The organism is Micromonospora sp. NPDC005205 (assembly GCF_040608275.1).
Lineage (GTDB): Bacteria > Actinomycetota > Actinomycetes > Mycobacteriales > Micromonosporaceae > Micromonospora.
This window is the reverse complement of record NZ_JBEXHV010000020.1, coordinates 94,649-113,795: the sequence shown is the minus strand read 5'-3', so window position 1 is coordinate 113,795 and position 19,147 is coordinate 94,649. Positions and strand designations below refer to the sequence as shown.

Here is a 19,147-nt window from a genome sequence, read left to right as displayed (position 1 = left end):
ACCTACACCACCCTCACCCGAGCAGCCTGATCAACAACACATGACACATCTATCGGGACTTCCCCTTGACACATGTCTCGGGACACGACAGTCACCTGCGAACGGAAACTGTCCAAGATCTCGTCGCGGTACGCGACCGGCGCGGACGTCGCGGAGGCTGTTCGCCGCGTCCACGGCCATCACGGAGAACGGGTACGCCGTCAAGGCGACCCATCCAGACACCACCTGGGTGGTACCGGTTCGCCCACTGACTCAGGCGGGCGTGGCGACGAGCATCGTCAGCGAGACAGGTCGACCGTTGGTGCACCTCGGCTCGGCCAGCTCGACAGCGGTCTGCGCCAACACACTGACCACGGTGTCGGCATCCTCGGGAGCAAAGGCGACCATCTCCGTCGCATCGGTCCACACCACCAGAAACCGGTCGACGCCGGCAGTCACCAGGCCGCCGAAGATGGAGTCGGCCAGCGGGTCCCAGCTGTAGTTGCTCGCCAGGGGCGGATCGAGCGGCGGTGCCCCCGGACGGCGTGGAAGAAGGCGTCCCGCCCGCCACCTGCCCCGGTCGACAACGAATAACTTCGGATGCCTTGCGTGCGGGCGGACGCCGTGGCGGCCTCGATCTCCGAGGCCGCCACGGCCACCACACCTGAACTGACGTTCACACCCTCACCTGAATAGGCGAATGCCGGTGAAGCAGCAGTCCCATGGCGGGGAGGGCGGCGAATTTACTTTTTCTCCACTTCAATCCTGAGGGCTGTCGAACCTTCTTCCAGCCATCCACAGTACGAATCGAAATCGAAGTGCCGACCGTCGGGCACCCCGTTCTGCGCCAGGGTCAGAAGGTGTCTGGCGAGAGAGCGCAGTCCCGCGGGATTCCCGGAGATCACGACCGTCCGCTCCGGGGCGTCCCAGACCTCTGCCCGAAGAATAGTCTCGTCGTCCCACCACGTCGCCACACCGTGTGCGGGGTCATAGGGAATCGCATCGACGGTGATCGGTGTTGTAGGTCGACCAACGGACCCGCCAGTCCCTACGGGGTGTGCCATCCCGGCTCCTCGGGTAGGTAGATGTGAATGTTGCTGACCGGACCGCCGCTGCGTACACCCGGACCGATCGGCTGATTATAGGTTTCGAAATTGATGTGAGGGTCCTGACGAGGATGGGCTAGATCCGCGTCCGTCAATCGGACCTGCCGCAGCCCGTCGTGGCTCAGGAACCTACCACCTCCCATGTCGCGGTAACCGGGTCCGAGGAAATCGACAGCCGTGTTCATCGCGTCATTGGTTGCCATGTGCGCGCCGTCGACCAGGTTGTTGACACCGCCTGGAGTTAGCCCTGAAACGCGCGCACCCGTTCGTCCCATCCCGTCGGTCGCGACAGCGAACACTGCCGCCAACGCCATCGCCTGAGTGTCTTCACAGTCGTCCATGCATTGGCCTGCGGCACCGGCATAAGCCGCGACAGCGAGCGCGCAACCCGCGCCTGCTGTCTCGGGGCAGAGTGCGACGCCGACGACGGCTATCACGGTGGAGACCACCATCTGATCCAAGGCTTCCCAGTAATCTTTCCAACCGGGCGCCCCGAACATGGCGTTCTTGATGCGGACCATGATGGCCTTGTAGGCGTTCTTGCCGGGGACGTTCCACGTATCCGGGCTCTGGTTTATGACCATCCGGATGTAATCGTCCAGTTGCCGCTTTTTCTCCGGCGGGATGGTCGGCAAATTCGCCGTCGAGTTCTTACCGGAACCGGAACCGCCGGTGGCCTGGCCGGCGCTCGTGTTCTGCCCGCTGCCGCCATTCTTGTCGCACTGGCGCTGGCCAACGCCGGTGTAGTTGTAGCACTGATCCTGCGGCGGAGGCACCCCTACGCCTTCACCAACGCCGTCGCAGGAATAGGAACCAGCGCACTCCCTCAGGCCACTGGGGTCGCTGAACGTGACCGGTGCGCTGCTGCTGTAGCCGTATCCGGTCCAGGACTGCGGATTCTGCATGTCGAAGACCGGGTCCACGGAGACGAACCGACCAGTGGTGGGGTCGTATTCGCGGGCACCGAGATGGGTGAGACCAGTGTTGTCCCTGGTGCCGCCGACGAACCCCTTGTCGTTGGCCCAGGTCGGGTTGCCGCCTCGCGGGTTGCCGTACGGGTCCTGCCGGCGCACCGTGGCGGCCTGGGCGGCGGTGGCGCTGACAGCCACGTTCGCTGTTCCCTGATGATCGGCGGCGAGCCACGTCAGACCCGCGCCGGTCCGCGAGGCAACCAGGGATCCGCCGTAGGCGTAGTAGCGGGTGCAGGTGGTGGCCCCGCTGCTGTTGGTGTACCGCAGTTCCTGGCCCGGCAGGTAGAGCGTCTTTCCGCTTGGATCACGGCGGAGCAGTCGGTTGCCGTCCGCGTCGTAGACGTAGGTGGTGGTGCCGGTGGAGTCGGTGCTCGTTTCCAGGTGACCCTCGGGATCCCAGCTGAGCACCTGCGACCCGCCGCCGGTCGGGCAGGCGTTCGTGCCTGTCCCCGCCGGCCGGCAGATGGTATTGCCCGTTGCGTCATACCGGTAGTTCTGCACCAGCGAGCCGGTGGTGGTGGCCGACAGGGCATGGGGTTGCGCGCTCTTGGCGCCCGGATAGCTGTACGTCGTGGTGGTGTCGCCGGTGCTGGTGCGGACGACCTGCGTCTTGCGGTTGCTCACCAGGTCGAACGACCACGAGTGCCAGTAGGGCGCCGGACCGCCGAGCGCGGTGGCCGACGCTGCGGCGGTGCAGTCACCGCTGCTCGGCGTCCAAGCGCTGGTCAGCCGGCGTAGGTAGTCGTACCGGAAGCACTGGGTGTCGTCCACCACAGTCGGTGCTGCGTCGACGGCCTTGGTGATGTTGCCGGCGTCGTCGTAGGTGTAGCGGACGTCTGACAGGGTGTTCGGACTGACCGTGTCACGGTCCATCCGAACGCCGGTCAACCGACCGGTCTCCAATTCGTGAGTGAACGCCTGCCACACCCGGCCGCCGGCCGTCTCGTCAGTATCGAGAGTGAGCTGCTCCAATTCACCGAGCGCGTTGTACGTCGTGCCGGCCACATAGGAGAGATTCGTCGTGCCGTACAGCGAGTCCGTGGTGGTCGGCTGACCGAGGGCGTTGTAGTCGTAGAAGAGAGTCTCGGCGGGCAGGTCGCCCCCCGACGGCATGCTGCCCGAGGCGCGGCTTCCATCGACGTTGTACGTGGTGGTGAAGTTGTAGGTGCCGGTCAGGTTGGCCTCGGTGCCCGGGATCACGACCTGCACACCGGTCGGTTGATACTGGTCGGTGTAGCCGGTGATCTTCGTCTGGTAGCTGGCGCTCCCGACGAATCGTGTTGATTGCGAGAGCCGACCCTTGGCGATGGTGTCGTAGATCCACTGTGCCCGCATGGTGCCGCCGACGGCGTCGTCGTACACCGCCCGCTTACGACCCAGGGTGTCGTACAGATACGCCAACTTTTCGGCACGGGCATCGGTTGACGACGTCATCCGGTCGGCGGCGTCGTAGGTGTAGGTGGTGGCGCCCGTGTCCGGATCGGTGCTCTTGGTACGCCGATTCTGCAGGTCGTACTCGTACCGCCACTCGTTTCCCATGGCGTCGGTGACACCGGTCGACTGCCCCTTGCGGTTGTACGCGTAGGACGTGGTGTCCCAAGAGCCCGCGGTGCCGGGAGTTGGACTGGTGCCGTGGTACTGGCGCACCGAACTGGTGCGACCACGTGCGTCGGTCAGCGTGGAGGTGGCGGTGCCCCCGGCGGGCGGGGTCACGTCGGTGCGGTCCCCGGCGTAGTAGATGGAGGTCCGCCAGCGCTCGGCGTCGTAGGGCCGGAAGACAGAGGCGGTTGGTCGACCAGCGCCGTCATACACGGTACGGGTCTGCGTGGGTACGAACGCGCGCTCGGTGGCGGTGACCAGTGTGGTGCCTGGTGTTCCTGTGGTGTGGTAGCTGCCGAACGCCGTCAGGTCACGACCAGCGGTGTCGTAGAAGGTGTCAGTGAGCAGTCGGCCGCCGGAGGGCGAAGGCGACTGCGTCTGCCGCAGGCGGAGCAGACCGTCGTAGAGAGCGTACGTCGTGTTGTATGCGCCGGCCGGGTTCAACCGGGAGGAGGAAACCACAGTGGCGGCGTTGTTGCGGATCAGATAACTGAAGTTGGCGTTGGCCGACTGGCTCCCTTTGTCCCGGCCGGGCAGCCATACTGCGGTCAGCCGACCGAGGCCGTCGTAAACGAATTCAGTTCGCTTGCTGTTGGGGTCGACGATCGCGGCGTTGTTGCCCCACGCCGGGTTCATCATCGTCGTGGCCACGTGCTGCAAGGCGTTGGTGACAGTGGTGGCGGTCACTGGGCCGCCGGTGGCCGGCGTGTACGCCGTGGTGGTCTTGGCGTTCAGCGCGTCCCAGGCGGCGGTGACCCGCCCGTACGCGTCGAAGCTGCCCTGGGAGACGGTGGCGAAGGTGGGTGATCCCGCGTTCCACGCCGTCATCTTCTCGGTCTTCCTGGCGAGGCCGCGGGTGGGCGCGGTCTCGAAGGCCTGGCCGTCGAAGCTGATCCGTTCGTCGCTGATGACGTCGGCGTCGGTCAGGGTGCCGGTGGTGGCGGAGCACTGCACCGCGTACGTCTGGGTGCGGTGCGACTTGTCCATCAGCCAGAGGGTGTCGTTGCGCGGGGTGTAGTCGGTCTTCTTGCACTGCTCGTCGCCAGCGACCCCGTCCTGGCCGAAGTCGTCGACCTGGGTGGCCATGCCGAGTGAGTCGTAGGTGGTGGTGGTGCGGGTGGCCCGCTCGCCGCGGCCAGCGTCCAGGGTGGTGTATTTCCGGGTCGTGGCGACCCGGGCGAAGCGGGCGGTGACGGTGTCACCGTTGAAGGTGCGGCTGGCGGTTGCAGCCGAGCCCCACGGGTCGTTGGTCTCGCGGGACACCACCGGTCCACCGGGACCGTTGAACGTCTTGACCTCGCGGGTCATCCCGGCGAACCAGTCGGCGTCGGTGAACCCGTCCACTGTGGCGGCCTTGGTGCCGCCCGACGGTGCGGCCCGGTCGCCGTCCATACCCCGGAAGTACCGGGTCTCGGAGTAGGTCTGCTCCCCCGCGTCGCCGGTGGTCACTCCGACCCGGCCGTAGCCGCGGAAGCTCGACCAGGTCTTGTACCTCTTCTCGATCAAGCCGTCGTCGTCGCTGTAGTGCCACGCCGCGCCGTCGAGGTAGTTGTATTTGTGCACGACCCGGGGGCTGCCCTGCGGCGGGGCCCCGCCCGTGTTGTCCTGCTCGTAGACGGTGGTGACGACGTACTTGTGGAACCAGTCGGTCACCGGGTTGGCGTAGCCCTCCGGGGTCCACACCGACGGGTAGCAGCGTTTGGTGTTCGTCTGCGGGGTCGGTGTCTGACCGGCCACGCAGTCGGTGTCGGAGTACGTGACGGAGATGGTGCCGCCCGTCTCGGTCTGGATCTTGGCGATCCGCCACCAGTTCATGGCCGCCGCGAAGTCGATGGTGTCCACCCGGTTGGCCAGCTGCACGCCGGTGAACTCGATGTCCGGGACGGTGGTGGTCGTTCCCACCAGGCCGGCGTGGGAGATCTTCGACAGCCACAGTCCGGCGCGGGTGCCGTCACCCGGATCGGGGAACGTGTGGGTGAGGGTCCAGCGCTCCACGTCGGAGTACGAGCCGCCGGAGCGGACCTGGGTCGTCACTGTCGACAGCCGCTTGGTGGTCCAGAAAGTCGGTGAGAAGACGGTGCCACAGTTGGACCCGGTGCACTCCTGGTCCCAGGGGGTGTCCGGCCAGTGCGTCGCGTCGTGGGTGGTGCAGCTCGACAGGCACCGGTCCGCCACTCCGAAGACCACCTGCGCGGGCGCGGGCGTGCTCAGCACCGAATCGACACCACCGTCGCGGCGCGTGCCGTACGAGATGTGGTCCAGGTAGCCCGCGCGGTCGTACGACGCGGCGTCGGAGGCGGTGAGGTTCCGGCCGTACTTGTTGGTCTCCTTGGTGTACCAGTACGAGGCGGAGTTGCCGTGCACGTCGACCACGTAGTCGAGGTTCCACCGCCACGCCTGGGTGCAGTCGGAGTCGATGAACGCATCGGCATGGCAGGGCTCGTTCGGGTCGTTGCCGAAGACCGGGGCGTTCAGCGTCGAGTTGGTGACGGCGTTGCCGGAGGCCCAGCCGGGCAGCCGGTTGACCCCGAACCAGTACTGGGTGCCGTCGGTGGTGGTGACCACCCAGTACTCACCGTCGTTGTCACCGTTGCTGGCGCCCGTCTTGCGCTCGATCCGCGACCCGTCGTCGGAGCGCAGGTGCCAGCGACCCTCGGTCGCGTTGTAGATCAGCTCACCGGAGTGACCGGCCAGCGACAGGGTGGCGTTGCTCGTCTCCCAGCACAGGTCACTGGTCTTCTTGGTGTTGTTCGCCGAGCCATCCATGTCCTGACCGCAGCCGAGGTAACGCCGCTCGATGAACCCACCCGGGTTCGCCTCGAAACCCTCACCGGCCCAGGAGGGCTGGTTGTTGCTCGCCGCCTGGCGACCGTCCACCGACTGTGACGAGTAGGCCAGCGACAGAGTCGGTGCCGGACCGCCGAGCGAGGGCGGGACCCGCATCGGGTACGACCAGTTGAACGAGCCGGAGTTCCCACCGGCGGTCCATGTCGACGACGGCTGCAGTGAGGTGGCCTTCAAGTCACCGGTCGAGCCGGAGTCGCCCGCCGCCAACGCCACCAGCGCGGTGCTCGTCGAGACCGGCACCGCCGCGGACACGCTGCGCGACGTGAGATCGTTCGTCGAGGGTAGCGGCGTACCCGCGCATTCCTTCGCCGCCGGTTCGGTGAGCGCGCAGGCCGGAAGGGACATCAGGCGCAGCCGCGACGACCAGTCGGCGCCGTACGCGGTCGCGAACCCCGCATAGTCCACTGTCATCCGCACACTGGCCGCGTCCGCGACGCCGTCGGCCCGACCCACGCGGAGCAGGACTCCCCGGACGCGCGCCTTCTCGGTAGCCGTCCGATCCAGCACCTCCACCCGCACCCGGGAGGGAGCGGCGGCGGGCGCGAGCCGCTCCCCGGCCACGGACACCGCACCCGACACCGCCGGCGCCACCCGCACCGGGAGCGCACCCGCCGCGGCCGGTGCACTCGTCCTGGCTGCCACGGCCACCTCCGCGGCCCCTGCGGCTGGCCATACCGGCGCCGGCTTGCGGGTGGCGTCCGGCATCACCGCGCGCATAGCGGACGTGCCCGCGACGACCGGCGACACCGGCACGGTGGGCACCTTCTGCGGCGTCGGCGGCTTGTACTGCGCCGCGGCTGCCGCGGTCGGCGGTACGCCGACCAATGACGTGATCATCAGGGTCGCGCTGGCGGCGGCGATCAGTAGTCGTGTTCGATTGCGACGCCGGGGTAACGGCAAGGATGTGCGGGCGGTGTCCATGTGTGCTCCCCACCGGCATGCGTGACAACCGCTCTGCGGTCGCTCCGCTGCCGTCGATCGACGTGACATCGGGTCGGACAACGTCCGGCGCATCCCACTGGCCAGGCCTTGGTGGTGACACGCGTCGGACAGGTGTCGTCGTCCGCTCCGGTGGTCCGGACGCGTGACGTCGACGGGCAGGCAGGGAAGGCCGACCAGACCCGGAAGAGCGGGTCAGGATCGGCGAGCGGTCGGAGCAGGGAGGGTCGACCTGAGGGTGCTACGGCCCGTGGGCGGTCGCGCCGGGCTACCACAGAGGGCCCGTCGTAAGACCGTGACGGGCAGGTCGCTAATGGAGCCCCGAGAGCGCTGCTCGGCGGTGAACGCGCAGTTCGGTAACTGCCTCGAGACCATGCAGACGCCTGGTCTCGCATCCATCAAACTGATGTCGTGCAGCCATCGCTTGCCCCCCGTGGCATCGATGATCACCAAAATTAGGAGAAGTATAGAGATCGCTCGGACCGCACCACAAGACCCTCGACAGGTGCGTGCCGGGGCGCGAATCGGCTGGTTCCATGCCTAACGCGTCGCGGCCGGTCACCGGGGAAGGTGACCGGCCGCGACGGCCTCGGATTAGCTCAGGACACGGCGCAGGTGGTGTTGTTGACGGTGAAGGCGGTCGGTTTCGGGTTGGCGCCGCTGTACGTGCCGTTGAAGCCGAAGCTCACCGACGCGCCGGCCGCGATCGTGCCGTTGTAGGACAGGTTCGTGGCGGTGACCGCCGCGCCGCTCTGGCTGATCGCCGCCGACCAGCCCTGGCTGACGCTCTGCCCGCCGGGGAAGCTGAACCGCAGGGTCCAGCCGTTGATCGCGGTGGTGCCGGTGTTGGTGATCGACACGTTGGCGGTGAAGCCGCCGCCCCAGTCGGTGGTGGCGTACCCCACTGTGCAGATGCCACCGACCGGCGGGGCCGCGGTGGTCACCGCGACCGGCGTGGACGCCGCGGAGGTGTTGCCCGCCGCGTCCACCGCGACCACGTAGAACTGGTACGCCGTGGAGGCGGTCAACCCGGACACCGCCTGGGTGCTGCCGGTTGGCGAGCCGACAAGCACGTCGGTGGCGCCGGCCTCGCGGTAGACCCGGTAACCGGTGACGCCCACGTTGTCGGTCGACGGGGTCCAGGCCAGGGTGAGCCCGGTGGCGGTGACGGCCGAGGCGACCGGCGTGCCGGGGGTGCTCGGCGCTGTGGTGTCGGCGGTGCCGGCCGGCGGCGTGGTCACCGTGAGCTTCGGTGAGGCGGCCGACGTGTTGCCGGCCCCGTCGCGGGCCACGACGGTGAACTCGTACGACGTCGCTGGCAGCAGCGTCGTGATGGTCAACGTCGTGCCGGTGACCGGCCGGACCAGGACCGTGTCGCTGTTGACCTGGACCTCGCGGACGTCGTAGCCGGCGAGGCCGCTGCCGCCGCTGTCGGTGGACGGCGCCCAGGCCAGGGTGACAGTGCGGGGGCCGAGGTTGGACGCCACCGGGGTGCCCGGGACGGTCGGCTTGGTGGTGTCCGGTACGACCGGGCCCGGCTCCTCACCCCAGACGCGGGTGGCACCGGAGTAGAGCGGCACCTTCCGGTTGGGCCCGGCGGTGGCCTGGTACGACGGGTCGTTGGTCGGGTCCCAGGTGCCGCCCTCCGGCACGCCGATCTTGAACTGGACCTCCATCCGGTGCTGCGACTGACCCGCCGGAGCGATGGTGTACCCGGCGCAGTCCACCTCGACGTACCAGATGTCGCCGCTGAACTGCTTGGCGGTGGTCGGGGACGGGCAGCCCTGGGTGTAGCCGGCGGTGACCTGCACCGGGCCGGTGCCGTCGGGCCGGAAGTAGTACCGGAACCGGCCGTCGGTCAGCGCGCGGGCCGGGAACGCGGACTTGTTGTAGACCATCACCTTGAGCCCGGTGGCCCGAGGTTCGGCCTGCGTCACTGTGGTCTCCACTGTCAGCTCGTCGATGTCCGGCGTCTCGGCGACCGGGAAGTTCGCCAGCGGCGTGCCGCCGTACTCGGAGGTCAGCCGGACCAGCGCGGACGTGAAGCCGGCGTTGTAGTCGGTGGCCACCTCGTTCATCACGTAGTCCGACCGGCTGTCGCTGTACGCGTCGTTGGCCGAGGACGGGCCGCCGACCAGCGCGCCGTAGAGGGTGTGCCGGGTCTCCACAGGCACGGTCTGGCTGTCCCACCAGGAACCGTGCGCGGTGCGGTGGTGCGGGTTCTTCGGTGCGTTGGCGCCGAACCCGATGACGTAGCTGGAGTTGCGCGGGTTGTCGCCGAGCGCGTAGTTGATCTGCCGGACGGCGAAGTCGTGGTAGCGCGCCTTGCGGGTGGTGTCGGTGGTCTTGTCGCTGTAGACCAGCGCGGCGAAGGACGTGTTCGCGGCGTAGCGCAGCGCGCCCCAGGAGTCGAGCACCGCCATCCCGCCGGGCGAGTACGGCACCCGCTGCCCGTTCACCCCGACGGTCCAGTAGTCCAGCCACCGGTTGGCGTCGTCGACGTACTTCTGTTTGCCGGTCAGGTTGGCCAGCAGCACGTACGCGCCGAACTGCTTGTTGTCCCAGGCGATTGTCCACTTGTAGGAGCGGGTGGTGGTCTGGTTCTCGGTGCCGAGCTTGTCGTACTCACTCTCGGCCTTGGCCAGGTAGCTGGCCTCGCCGGTGGCCCGGTGCAGCCAGATCGCGGCCCAGACCAGCTCGTCCTGCCAGCCACTCCACGAGCGGTAGAAGCTCGTGGCATCGGTGATGCACTCGTGGTAGGCCTTCCGCACCGCGTCGGCGAAGGTGTAGAGCTGCCGGGCGTGGCCGAGCAGCTTGTCAGCGTAGGCCGCGTCGGTGGGGCGGAACACCATCGACGACGCGGCCATCGCGGCCGCCGTCTCCCCCGCCAGGTCCGCGCCGCCGCAGCTCGCATCGATCTTGTACGCGGGCCGCGCCATCGGCATCACCTCGGCCGGACCCCACCACTTGTGGTCGTCGTCGCCCTTGCCGACCTGTCCGTAGAGGACGTTGGCCGACGGGTGCGCCTTGATGAAGTAGTCGTTGACGAAGCGCAGGTTGTTGAGCAGGTGTGGCAGTTGCCCGGACGAGGTGTAACCGCTGCGGTATTCGACAGCGCCCCAGGCGAGCATCGTGGCGCTGAATGCCATCGGGAAACCGAACTTGACGTGGTCACCGGCGTCGTACCAGCCGCCGGTGAGGTCGACGCCCGCGCTGGCGCCGTCGGTGAGCGCGCTGTCTCCGCGCCAGGAGACCCGGTTCCAGTCGGGCAGTGGACCGGACTGCTGCGCCTCGTAGAAGAGCAGTGACTTCTGCAACGCCTCGGCGTAGTTGTAGGTGGCCGCCGGCGCGGCGGAGGCAGGCTTGGCCGCCGGCGCGGCGGAGGCGGGCCCGGACGGTGGCGCGGTCACCGCGAGGGACGCGCCGGTGAGCAGCGCGACGCCGAGAGCCAGCAGCCGCCGCGGCCAGGGCTGGTCGGCGGCCGGCGACCGGCCGGGCTGGCCGCTGAACGGCCGGGTCAGGTGGCGCATGGCGGACTCCTGTCGGAGGCGCCGCCGGCGGTCGCACCGACGCGGGACGGCGTACGGGCGGCACGGCCACCGGCGACAGCGGGGGTGGCGGTGTGACCATGGGTCATGGAAGCGCTCCCATGGATAAGCGACAATGTAATGGGCGGTTCGCTGGTTGGGAAGCCTGCCATCGGGGCCGACGCGCGCGGCCCCACTTCTGTACTCGCGAGTAACCACTGCGGACCATTTCACATCATCGATGCATCTCGATCTGTGAAACATGTTTGCGCAGCTCACGGTGGGAGCGTCCGCGATAGATTTCGCACCGATCGAGCGCTCCGACGACCAGCCAGACAAACGTACTGTTGCTGACCCGCTACGAAGCGCGAGACAGTACCGCTCACCAGCGGTGCCGTCGACGCCGCCGCTCCCTGGTCAACCCTGAGGAGAAGCGATGGCACTACGACTCGCCGACGACACCGCCTGGGCCGACATCCTGGCCCGCGCGGTGACCGTCGCCCCGGAGGCGTTCGGCACCGAGGTCGACGGCGTCACCACCCTGCACAACCTGGTCGAGGGCGAATGGCGGGCGGTCGGCCAGCCCGCCCCGGTCCGCACCCCGGTGGACAACACCGTCCTCATCAATCTGCCCCGGGTCGACGCGACCACCGCGCGCGCCGCGGTCGCCCACGCCGCCGCCGCGCACCGGGCCTGGGCCCGGACCCCGCTGGCCGACCGCACGGCCCGGGTCGCCGAGGCCCTGGACTCGCTCACCGCCCACCGCGACCTGCTCGCCCTGCTGCTGGTGTGGGAGATCGGCAAGCCGTGGCGGCTGGCCTGCGCCGACGTGGACCGGGCGCTCGACGGCGTCCGCTGGTACGCGGGCGAGATCGACCGGATGCTCGCCGACGGCCGCGAGCCGCTGCCCGGCCCGGTCAGCAACATCGCGTCGTGGAACTACCCGATGAGCGTGCTGGTGCACGCCGAGCTGGTGCAGCTCCTGGCCGGCAACGCGGTCATCGCCAAGACCCCGTCCCAGGGCGGCGCGGTGTGCCTGACCGTCGCGCACGCGCTGATGCGCCGGGCCGGACTGCCCGCCACCCTCGTCTCCGGCAGCGGCGCGGAACTGTCCGAGGTGCTGGTCCGGGCACCCGAGATCGGCGCCGTGGCGTTCGTCGGCGGTCGTTCCAACGGGGGCAAGGTGGCCGCCGCTCTGCTCGACAGCGACAAGCGGCACTTCATCGAGCAGGAGGGCCTCAACGCCTGGGGCATCTGGAACTTTTCCCAGTGGGACCTGCTCGCCACGCACCTCAGGAAAGGCTTCGAGTACGGCAAGCAGCGCTGCACCGCGTACCCCCGGTTCGTGGTGCAGCGCGACCTCGTCGACGAGTTCCTCGACATGTACCTGCCGGTCGTCCGCTCGGTCCGCTTCGGTCACCCGCTCGCCGTCGGCGACGACTGGGCCGCCGGTGACCCGCTGCCCGAGCTGGACTTCGGTCCACTGATCAGCGCCACCAAGGCCGACGAGCTCCGCCGCACCGTCGACGAGGCGGTCCGTGGCGGCGCGATCCCCCTGCACCGGGGCAAACTCGCCGGCGCGCCGTTCCTGCCCGGGCAGGACACCTCGGCGTACGTCGCGCCGTCGGTGCTGCTCGCCCCGCCCGGACGGTCCCGACTGATGCACGCCGAGCCGTTCGGTCCGGTCGACACGATCGTCGTGGTGGACACCACCGACGAGCTGCTGGCCGCGATGAACGCCTCCAACGGTGCGCTGGTGGCCTCACTCGCCTGCGACGACACCGACGAGGCCGGCAAGCTCGCCGTGGACCTTCAGGCGTTCAAGGTGGGCATCAACAAGCCGCGCTCACGCGGTGACCGCGACGAACCCTTCGGCGGCCGGGGCGCCTCCTGGAAGGGCGCGTTCGTCGGCGGCGACCTGCTGGTGCAGGCCGTCACCGTCGGCGGAGACAGCCGGCTCTACGGCAACTTCCCCGACTACAACAGCTACCCCAGCACCTGACGACCGGGCCCCTTGTGGAGGCTCGCCGCGCACAAGGGGCTCTCGTCGCCACGTACGGTCGGGAGATGGCACTGATCGCACAGCTCTCCCTGGGCGTGGCCGACGCCGAACGGGCCGGAACGTTCTGGGCCGCGGCTCTCGGCTACCGTCGCCGCGAGCCCCGATTCACCGGCGACGAGTGGATCGTGCTGGAGCCGCCGCCCGGGTTGTCGGGCGCAGCCCTCGCGATGGACCTCAGCGAGAGCCCTGTGCGGAATTTCCCCCGGCTCCACCTGGATCTGGACGCCGGGGACCGACCCCTCGACGAGGAACTTGACCGGCTGCTCGCCCTCGGCGCGCGGATCGTCGACTGGCGGCACTACCCCACCGACCCACACCCGACGGAGCCGCCGTACGTGGTGCTCGCCGACCCGGAGGGCAACCGGTTCTGCGTCTCGGGCCGCCGCGAGCCGCCCGGGCCGTGAGCAGGGCCCTAGGCGAACGCGCCCGTCCGGTCCGCCCCGGCGGGGACAGCGAGCGGCACGGTGAGGGTGAGCAGCCCGCCGTCGCGTTCCACGACGGTGGGCCGGCCCAGCCGGTGCAGCGTCCGCAGCATCGGGTCGTTCGTGGCCTGCACGTGCAGCACCAGCGCCGCGTACCCGGACCGGTCGGCGTGCTGAACCACCCGGCGCAGCAACGCCGAGCCGAGCCCACGCCGCTGCCAGTCGTCGCGCACCAGCAGCGCCACCTCCGCCTCGTCGCCCTCGCCGAGCAGGTTCGCCATGGCGACCACCGACTCGGCCGCGCCGTCGGAGCCGGTGCTGCTGGCGATCAGCGTCAACCCTCGGCTCGGCTCCAGCAGTCGACGCAGGCGGGCCGGCTGCGGCAGCGCCGCCCCGCCCAGGTAACGCCGCTGCCGGCTACGCGGCGAGCACGCCTCGTGCAGCTCCACCACGCCGGGCAGATCGTGGGCGCTCGCCGGCCGGACGGCCACCTCCGCGCCGTCGGGCAGCACCACTGTCACCTGTTCGGCGGCTCGGCGCGCCACAGTGGCGGCCAGCTCGACGAGGGCCTGCGCCCGCGCGTACTCCGCCGGGGTGAAGTCGGGCGCGGCCCGGCGCAGCGCGAACGAACCGCCCGCCGGGTCCGCCAACAGCATGCTCGCCCCGGTGATCCCCCGTTCGCCGCCGACCGACGCCGGTCGCCAGCTGACGACGTCGGCGGCGAGCAGGGTCCGCAACGCCTCGCCCGTCGCGTCCGGGTCACGCACCAACCGGTTGGCCAGCCCGAGCACCCGGGTGGGCTGGTCCGCCAGACCACGCGCCTCGCTGCGCGCCACCCAGCAGTCCCGGCCCCGACCCCGCTCGACGGCGGCGATCAGCCCAGCCTCGTCGAGCGCGTCCGGCGCGTCGACCAGGAAATCGTCCACCGCGCCCTGCTCGGTGGGCTGCACCTGCACGGTGAGGATGTTGACCCCACGCAGCGCGAGGCTCGCCGTGAGCACCGACAGGTAACCCGGTCGGTCGTCCACCGTCGCTCGGATCCGCCACAACGTCATGGTTGGCTCCCTTCCCCGGTAAGAGCCTCGCCCCCGCCTGTTGCCGCCCGGTTGCCCGGCGGTGTCGGCCCGGGAACTCCTCGGCCGCTCAGGGGCCGGCGACCACCGGCGGCGAACCGACGAGATCGAGTCGGTCACCGAGGATCACCGCGCAGGCGCGGACGAGCTGGGTGAGCCGATCCACCTCGGTGCTGTGGAACGCCGCGGCGGAGAGGGTCTCGTTGCGCTCACGGGCCACCACCAGCACCAGGCCCGCCCGGCCGAACGGCGTGATCGCGTGGTGGGTCCCGTCGGGCGTGGTCATCGACCGACCGCGCAGCGGGGTCACCTCCGGCAACAGCGCGGGTACGGGAGCCCGCCAGCTCGCGTACCCCACGGTCGCCCCGCCGCCCCCGCTGCGCGAGGCCCAGTCGACCGGCACCACGGCGGCCACCGCCCAGTCGGCGGCCAGCAGTCCCGGTACCGCGTCGACCAGGGTGGCCAACCCGTCGGCCGGGTTGGCCGCGACCTGGGCCAACAGCTCCGCGTCCTGGCCGGTGGTGGTGGGCGCGCCGATCGCCCGCCACACACCGTCCACCCGCACTCCCGGTATCGCCGCGAGGCCAGCCAGCAGCCGCTCCACCCGCGCCGCACCCGGCCAGACGACAGTGAAGTCGTCCACCGCGCGCCCGCCGAGCCGTTCGAGGACCACCACCTGGACGATGTCCGCCCCGGAGACGCCCAAGGTGCGGGCGACCTGACCGAGGGTGCCCGGACGGTCCGGCAGGGTGACCCGAACTCGCAGCAACATGTCTGTCCCTCCGCTCGGCGGGCCGGCAGAGAAACGACCGGCAGGCTGACCACAGCCTGGTAGTTGACCATTTCGTCCCTGTTGCAGGGGCATGTCCCGAGCGGAAATTCTGACCTTGACAACGTGAGCGGGCTGCAATCAACTAGTCCGATGAGCGATCCGGCCGTCGACGAGTCACGGCCGGAGGCCACGGCCGTCTCCCCAGCGGGGTTGGCCCTTGACCGTCTCGCCGACCATCTGGCACAGCACCGACCCGAGCTGGCCGTCGGGCCGCTGCGGGCCCAGCTGATAGCGGGCGGCAAGTCCAACCTCACCTACCTGCTGCGCCTCGGCGACCGCGAGGTGGTGCTGCGCCGCCCCCCGCTGGGCCACGTGCTGGCGACCGCACACGACATGGCGCGCGAGTTCCGGGTCATCTCGGCGCTGGCACCGACCGAGGTGCCGGTGCCGGGCGCGCTGCTGCTCTGTACCGACCCCGAGGTGATCGGCGCGCCGTTCTACCTCATGGAGCGGATGCCTGGCGAGGTGTTCCGCACCCGCGCGCAGACCGACCCACTGGGCGACGAGCGCCGCCGCGCACTGGCCATGGCGATGATGGACACGCTGGCCGCGCTGCACAGCGTCGACCCGTCGAGCGTCGGGTTGGCTGACTTCGGCCGCCCCGAGGGCTACCTCGCCCGGCAGGTCCGCCGCTGGTCCGGGCAGCTCGACCGCTCCCGCAGCCGGCCGCTGCCCGGCATCGACGAGCTGCGTGACCTGCTCGCGGCGACCGCACCGGAGGGCGCGAACGCCGGCCGGATCGTGCACGGCGACTACCGGCTGGACAACCTCCTCGCCTCGGCCGACCCGGTGGCCGTGCACGCGGTGCTCGACTGGGAGATGGCCACCCTCGGCGACCCCCTCGCCGACCTGGGGCTGCTGCTGACCTACTGGGACGTGCTCGGTGGCAGCGACACCGCAGCGGGCAACCCCGTCGCGGACGGGCTCGGCCCGCGCGCCGGCTTCCCCACCGGCAGCGAGCTGATCGACAGGTACGCCGGCCGCAGCGATGTCGACGTCGGGCCGCTGCACTGGCACGTGGCGCTGGGCTGTTTCAAGCTCGCGGTCATCTGCGAGGGCATCCACTACCGCCACACGCTCGGGCAGACGCTCGGCGAGGGCTTCGACCGGATCGGCGAGATGGTGGCACCGCTGGTCGCGCACGGACTGACCGCCGCCAGGGAGCGGTGATGGACTTCTCATACGACAGCCGGACCGAAGAGCTGCGCGCCGAGCTGACCCGGTTCCTGACCGAGCACGTCTACCCGGCCGAGGCCGTGCACGCCGAACAGGTGGCCGCCGGGGACCCGTGGTCGCGTACCCCGGTGTTGGCCGAACTGAAGGCGGAGGCCCGCAAGCGCGGCCTGTGGAACCTCTTCCTGCCCGACCCGCGTTACGGCGCCGGCCTGACCAACCTCCAGTACGCCCCCCTGGCCGAGCTGACCGGGCGCAGCCCGCACCTCGCGCCGGAGGCGGTCAACTGCGCGGCACCGGACACCGGCAACATGGAGTTGCTGGCCGAGTTCGGCTCGGAGGCGCAGCAACAGCGCTGGCTGATGCCGCTGCTGGAGGGCGAGATCCGCTCGGCCTTCTGCATGACCGAGCCGGATGTCGCATCCTCCGACGCCACCAACATCGCCACCCGGATCACCCGCGACGGCGACGAGTACGTGATCAACGGACGAAAGTGGTGGTCGTCCGGGGCCATGGACCCGCGCTGCGAGATCTTCATCGTGATGGGCAAGACCGACCCCACCGCTGACCGGCACCGCCAGCAGAGCATGGTGCTGGTCCCCCGGGACACCCCCGGGGTGACAGTGCGCCGGGGCATGACCGTCTTCGGCTACACCGACGGTTCGCACGGCGGGCACGCCGAGATCGACTTCACCGACGTCCGGGTGCCAGCGGAGAATCTGATCGGCGCCGAGGGCACTGGCTTCGCCATCGCCCAGGCCCGGCTCGGGCCGGGTCGGATCCACCACTGCATGCGATTGATCGGAATGGCGGAGCGGGCATTGGAGTTGCTCTGCCGCCGCGCCAACGAGCGGATCGCGTTCGGCCGACCGCTGGCCGAGCAGGGCGTGGTCCGGGAGTGGATCGCCGAGTCCCGGGTCCGTATCGAGCAGGCCCGGCTGCTGGTGCTCAAGACGGCCTGGCTGATGGACACCGTCGGCAACAAGGGCGCGCACACCGAGATCCAGGCAATCAAGATCGGCACGCCGGCAATGGCGGAGTGGGTGATCGACAAGGCTATCCAGGGGTACGGCGGCGCCGGTGTCAGCCAGGACACGCCACTGGCCGCCCTCTGGGCGCAGACCCGCACCCTCCGCCTGGCCGACGGGCCCGACGAGGTGCACCGCAACTCGCTGGCCAAGCGAGAACTACGCCGCCGGGCCCCGTAACCCCGCCCGCCCCGCGCCCCGCCCCGCCCTGCCCCTGCCCCGCGCCCACCGCACCCGCACACCCCGCACGCCACCACACCCCAAGATCGCGCTCGATCCTGGATGTAGTGGTGTGCGGTCGCCCGGAGGCCACTACATCCAGGATCGAGCACGATCTTCCCCGCCAGCCTTCGTGATCATGAGGTTGGCGGGCTGGAATGCCGAAAATGTCCAGGCCAACCCCATGATCGACACACGCCGGGCGCGGGGCGGGGTGGGGGTGGGGTGAGGGGGTGGGGGTGGTTGGGGGTTAGGCGGAGGCTCGGTGGATCAGTTGGGTGTCCAGGAGGATGTGGGAGGCGGGTAGCTCCTCGCCACGGATCCGGGCCACCAGCAGGCGGGCCATCTGCCGGCCCATCTCCTCCACCGGCTGGAAGACAGTGGTCAACGGCGGCTCAGCCTGTCGGGCGATGGTCGCGTCGTCGAACCCGATCACCGCGACGTCCTCGGGCACACGCCGGCCGGCCTCACGCAGGGTACGCAGCGCGCCGAACGCCATGAGGTCGGACGCGACGAAGACCGCGTCCAGATCCGGGCAGACATCCAGCAGTCGGCGCATTCCGGCAGCGCCGCTGCCCTCGCTGAAGTCGCCGTACGCGATCAGGTCGGGGTTGACGCTGGCGCCGGTGGCCTTCACCGCATCGGTGTAGCCAGCCAGACGGGCCAGCCCGGCACCCATGTCCTGCGGACCGGCGATGGTGGCGACGCGCCGCCGGCCCTGTCTCGCCAGGTACTCCACCGCCTGCCGGGCCCCGCCAACGTTGTCCACGTCGACAAACCAGGCCGGTTGGGCGCCGGGTTGCAGCATCCGGGCGGGCCGACCGCCGAGCACGGCGGGCAGGCCGCGCTCCTCCAGCAGCGTCGGCAGCGGGTCGGAGTCGTGCAACGACAGCAGCAGTACGCCGTCGACGTGCTGGTTGGTGAGGTGGTGCTCGACGCGCTCCCGTTCCACCGGCGACTGGGCCATGGCCAGCCAGAGCTGCATCGGCGTCTCCAGCAGCCCGGAGCTGATCCCCCGCACGATCGAGGCGAAGAACGGCTCGGTGAAGACCCGCTCGCCGGATTCGGACACCACCAGCGCGACGGAGTCGGTCCGCTGGGTGACGAGCGCACGGGCGGCCCGGTTCGGCACGTACCCCAGCTCTGCGATGGCCTGTTGGACCGCGGCCCGGGCCTCCGGGCTGACCTGGGGCGAGCCGTTGACCACGCGGGAGACTGTGCCCCGACCGACGCCGGCACGCGCCGCGACCGCGTCGAGGGTCGGGCGCCCGAGCGACCGGGTGCGCTGCGTTGTCATCGTGTGCTCCTCCGACGGCGGGCGGACCCGGCGCCACCTGCGGGAGGTGGACGCCGGGGCCGTCCTGATGGCT

The 19,147-nt window shown here is 69.9% G+C and carries 10 protein-coding genes; 4 read left to right on the top strand and 6 right to left on the bottom strand.

The features are described 5' to 3' along the window. Nucleotides 1–252: 252 nt before the first annotated feature. The 3 genes from ABZU43_RS27960 to ABZU43_RS27950 all read right to left on the bottom strand — a co-directional run bounded on the left by ABZU43_RS27960 (nt 253) and on the right by ABZU43_RS27950 (nt 10,971). Nucleotides 253–438: a hypothetical protein gene (locus ABZU43_RS27960; RefSeq protein ID WP_355009417.1), complete on the bottom strand. Its 186-nt coding sequence runs from the start codon at nt 436–438 to the stop codon at nt 253–255. Nucleotides 439–1,027: 589 nt separating this feature from the next. Next, nucleotides 1,028–7,339: an RHS repeat-associated core domain-containing protein gene (locus tag ABZU43_RS27955; protein ID WP_355009416.1), complete on the bottom strand. Its 6,312-nt coding sequence runs from the start codon at nt 7,337–7,339 to the stop codon at nt 1,028–1,030. A gap of 701 nt (nt 7,340–8,040) precedes the next feature. Continuing rightward, nucleotides 8,041–10,971 carry a glycoside hydrolase family 9 protein gene (locus ABZU43_RS27950; RefSeq protein ID WP_355009415.1) on the bottom strand — a complete coding sequence of 977 codons (2,931 nt, stop codon included), beginning with the start codon at nt 10,969–10,971 and terminating at the stop codon, nt 8,041–8,043. Between the two features lie 433 nt (nt 10,972–11,404). Between ABZU43_RS27950 and ABZU43_RS27945 the strand changes: the two genes are divergently transcribed. Together ABZU43_RS27945 and ABZU43_RS27940 are read left to right on the top strand one after the other, a co-directional pair. After that, nucleotides 11,405–12,970, top strand: coding sequence for an aldehyde dehydrogenase family protein (locus ABZU43_RS27945; protein ID WP_355009414.1), 1,566 nt, complete (start codon nt 11,405–11,407; stop codon nt 12,968–12,970). Nucleotides 12,971–13,035: 65 nt separating this feature from the next. Continuing rightward, nucleotides 13,036–13,434 (top strand): VOC family protein, encoded by a 399-nt coding sequence (locus ABZU43_RS27940; protein WP_355009413.1) that lies wholly within the window; start codon nt 13,036–13,038, stop codon nt 13,432–13,434. An 8-nt stretch (nt 13,435–13,442) separates the two neighbouring features. Here ABZU43_RS27940 and ABZU43_RS27935 read toward each other — a convergent pair whose 3' ends face one another. Both ABZU43_RS27935 and ABZU43_RS27930 read right to left on the bottom strand, forming a co-directional pair. After that, nucleotides 13,443–14,507, bottom strand: coding sequence for a GNAT family N-acetyltransferase (locus ABZU43_RS27935; RefSeq protein ID WP_355009412.1), 1,065 nt, complete (start codon nt 14,505–14,507; stop codon nt 13,443–13,445). Nucleotides 14,508–14,595: 88 nt separating this feature from the next. After that, nucleotides 14,596–15,297 (bottom strand): amino acid-binding protein, encoded by a 702-nt coding sequence (locus ABZU43_RS27930; RefSeq protein WP_355009411.1) that lies wholly within the window; start codon nt 15,295–15,297, stop codon nt 14,596–14,598. A 150-nt stretch (nt 15,298–15,447) separates the two neighbouring features. On the opposite strand from ABZU43_RS27930, the gene ABZU43_RS27925 reads away from it, so the two are divergent. Further along, the gene (locus ABZU43_RS27925) at nt 15,448–16,527 is read left to right on the top strand and encodes a phosphotransferase family protein (protein ID WP_355009410.1); all 1,080 of its coding nucleotides are present in this window, start codon (nt 15,448–15,450) and stop codon (nt 16,525–16,527) included. Continuing rightward, the gene (locus ABZU43_RS27920; RefSeq protein ID WP_355009409.1) at nt 16,527–17,738 is read left to right on the top strand and encodes an acyl-CoA dehydrogenase family protein; all 1,212 of its coding nucleotides are present in this window, start codon (nt 16,527–16,529) and stop codon (nt 17,736–17,738) included. Before ABZU43_RS27925 ends, ABZU43_RS27920 begins: the two co-directional genes overlap by 1 nt. 289 nt (nt 17,739–18,027) lie before the next feature. Here ABZU43_RS27920 and ABZU43_RS27915 read toward each other — a convergent pair whose 3' ends face one another. Beyond that, entirely contained in the window at nt 18,028–19,074 is a 1,047-nt protein-coding gene (locus ABZU43_RS27915) for a LacI family DNA-binding transcriptional regulator (protein WP_355009408.1), read from the bottom strand. Nucleotides 19,075–19,147 lie beyond the last annotated feature (73 nt).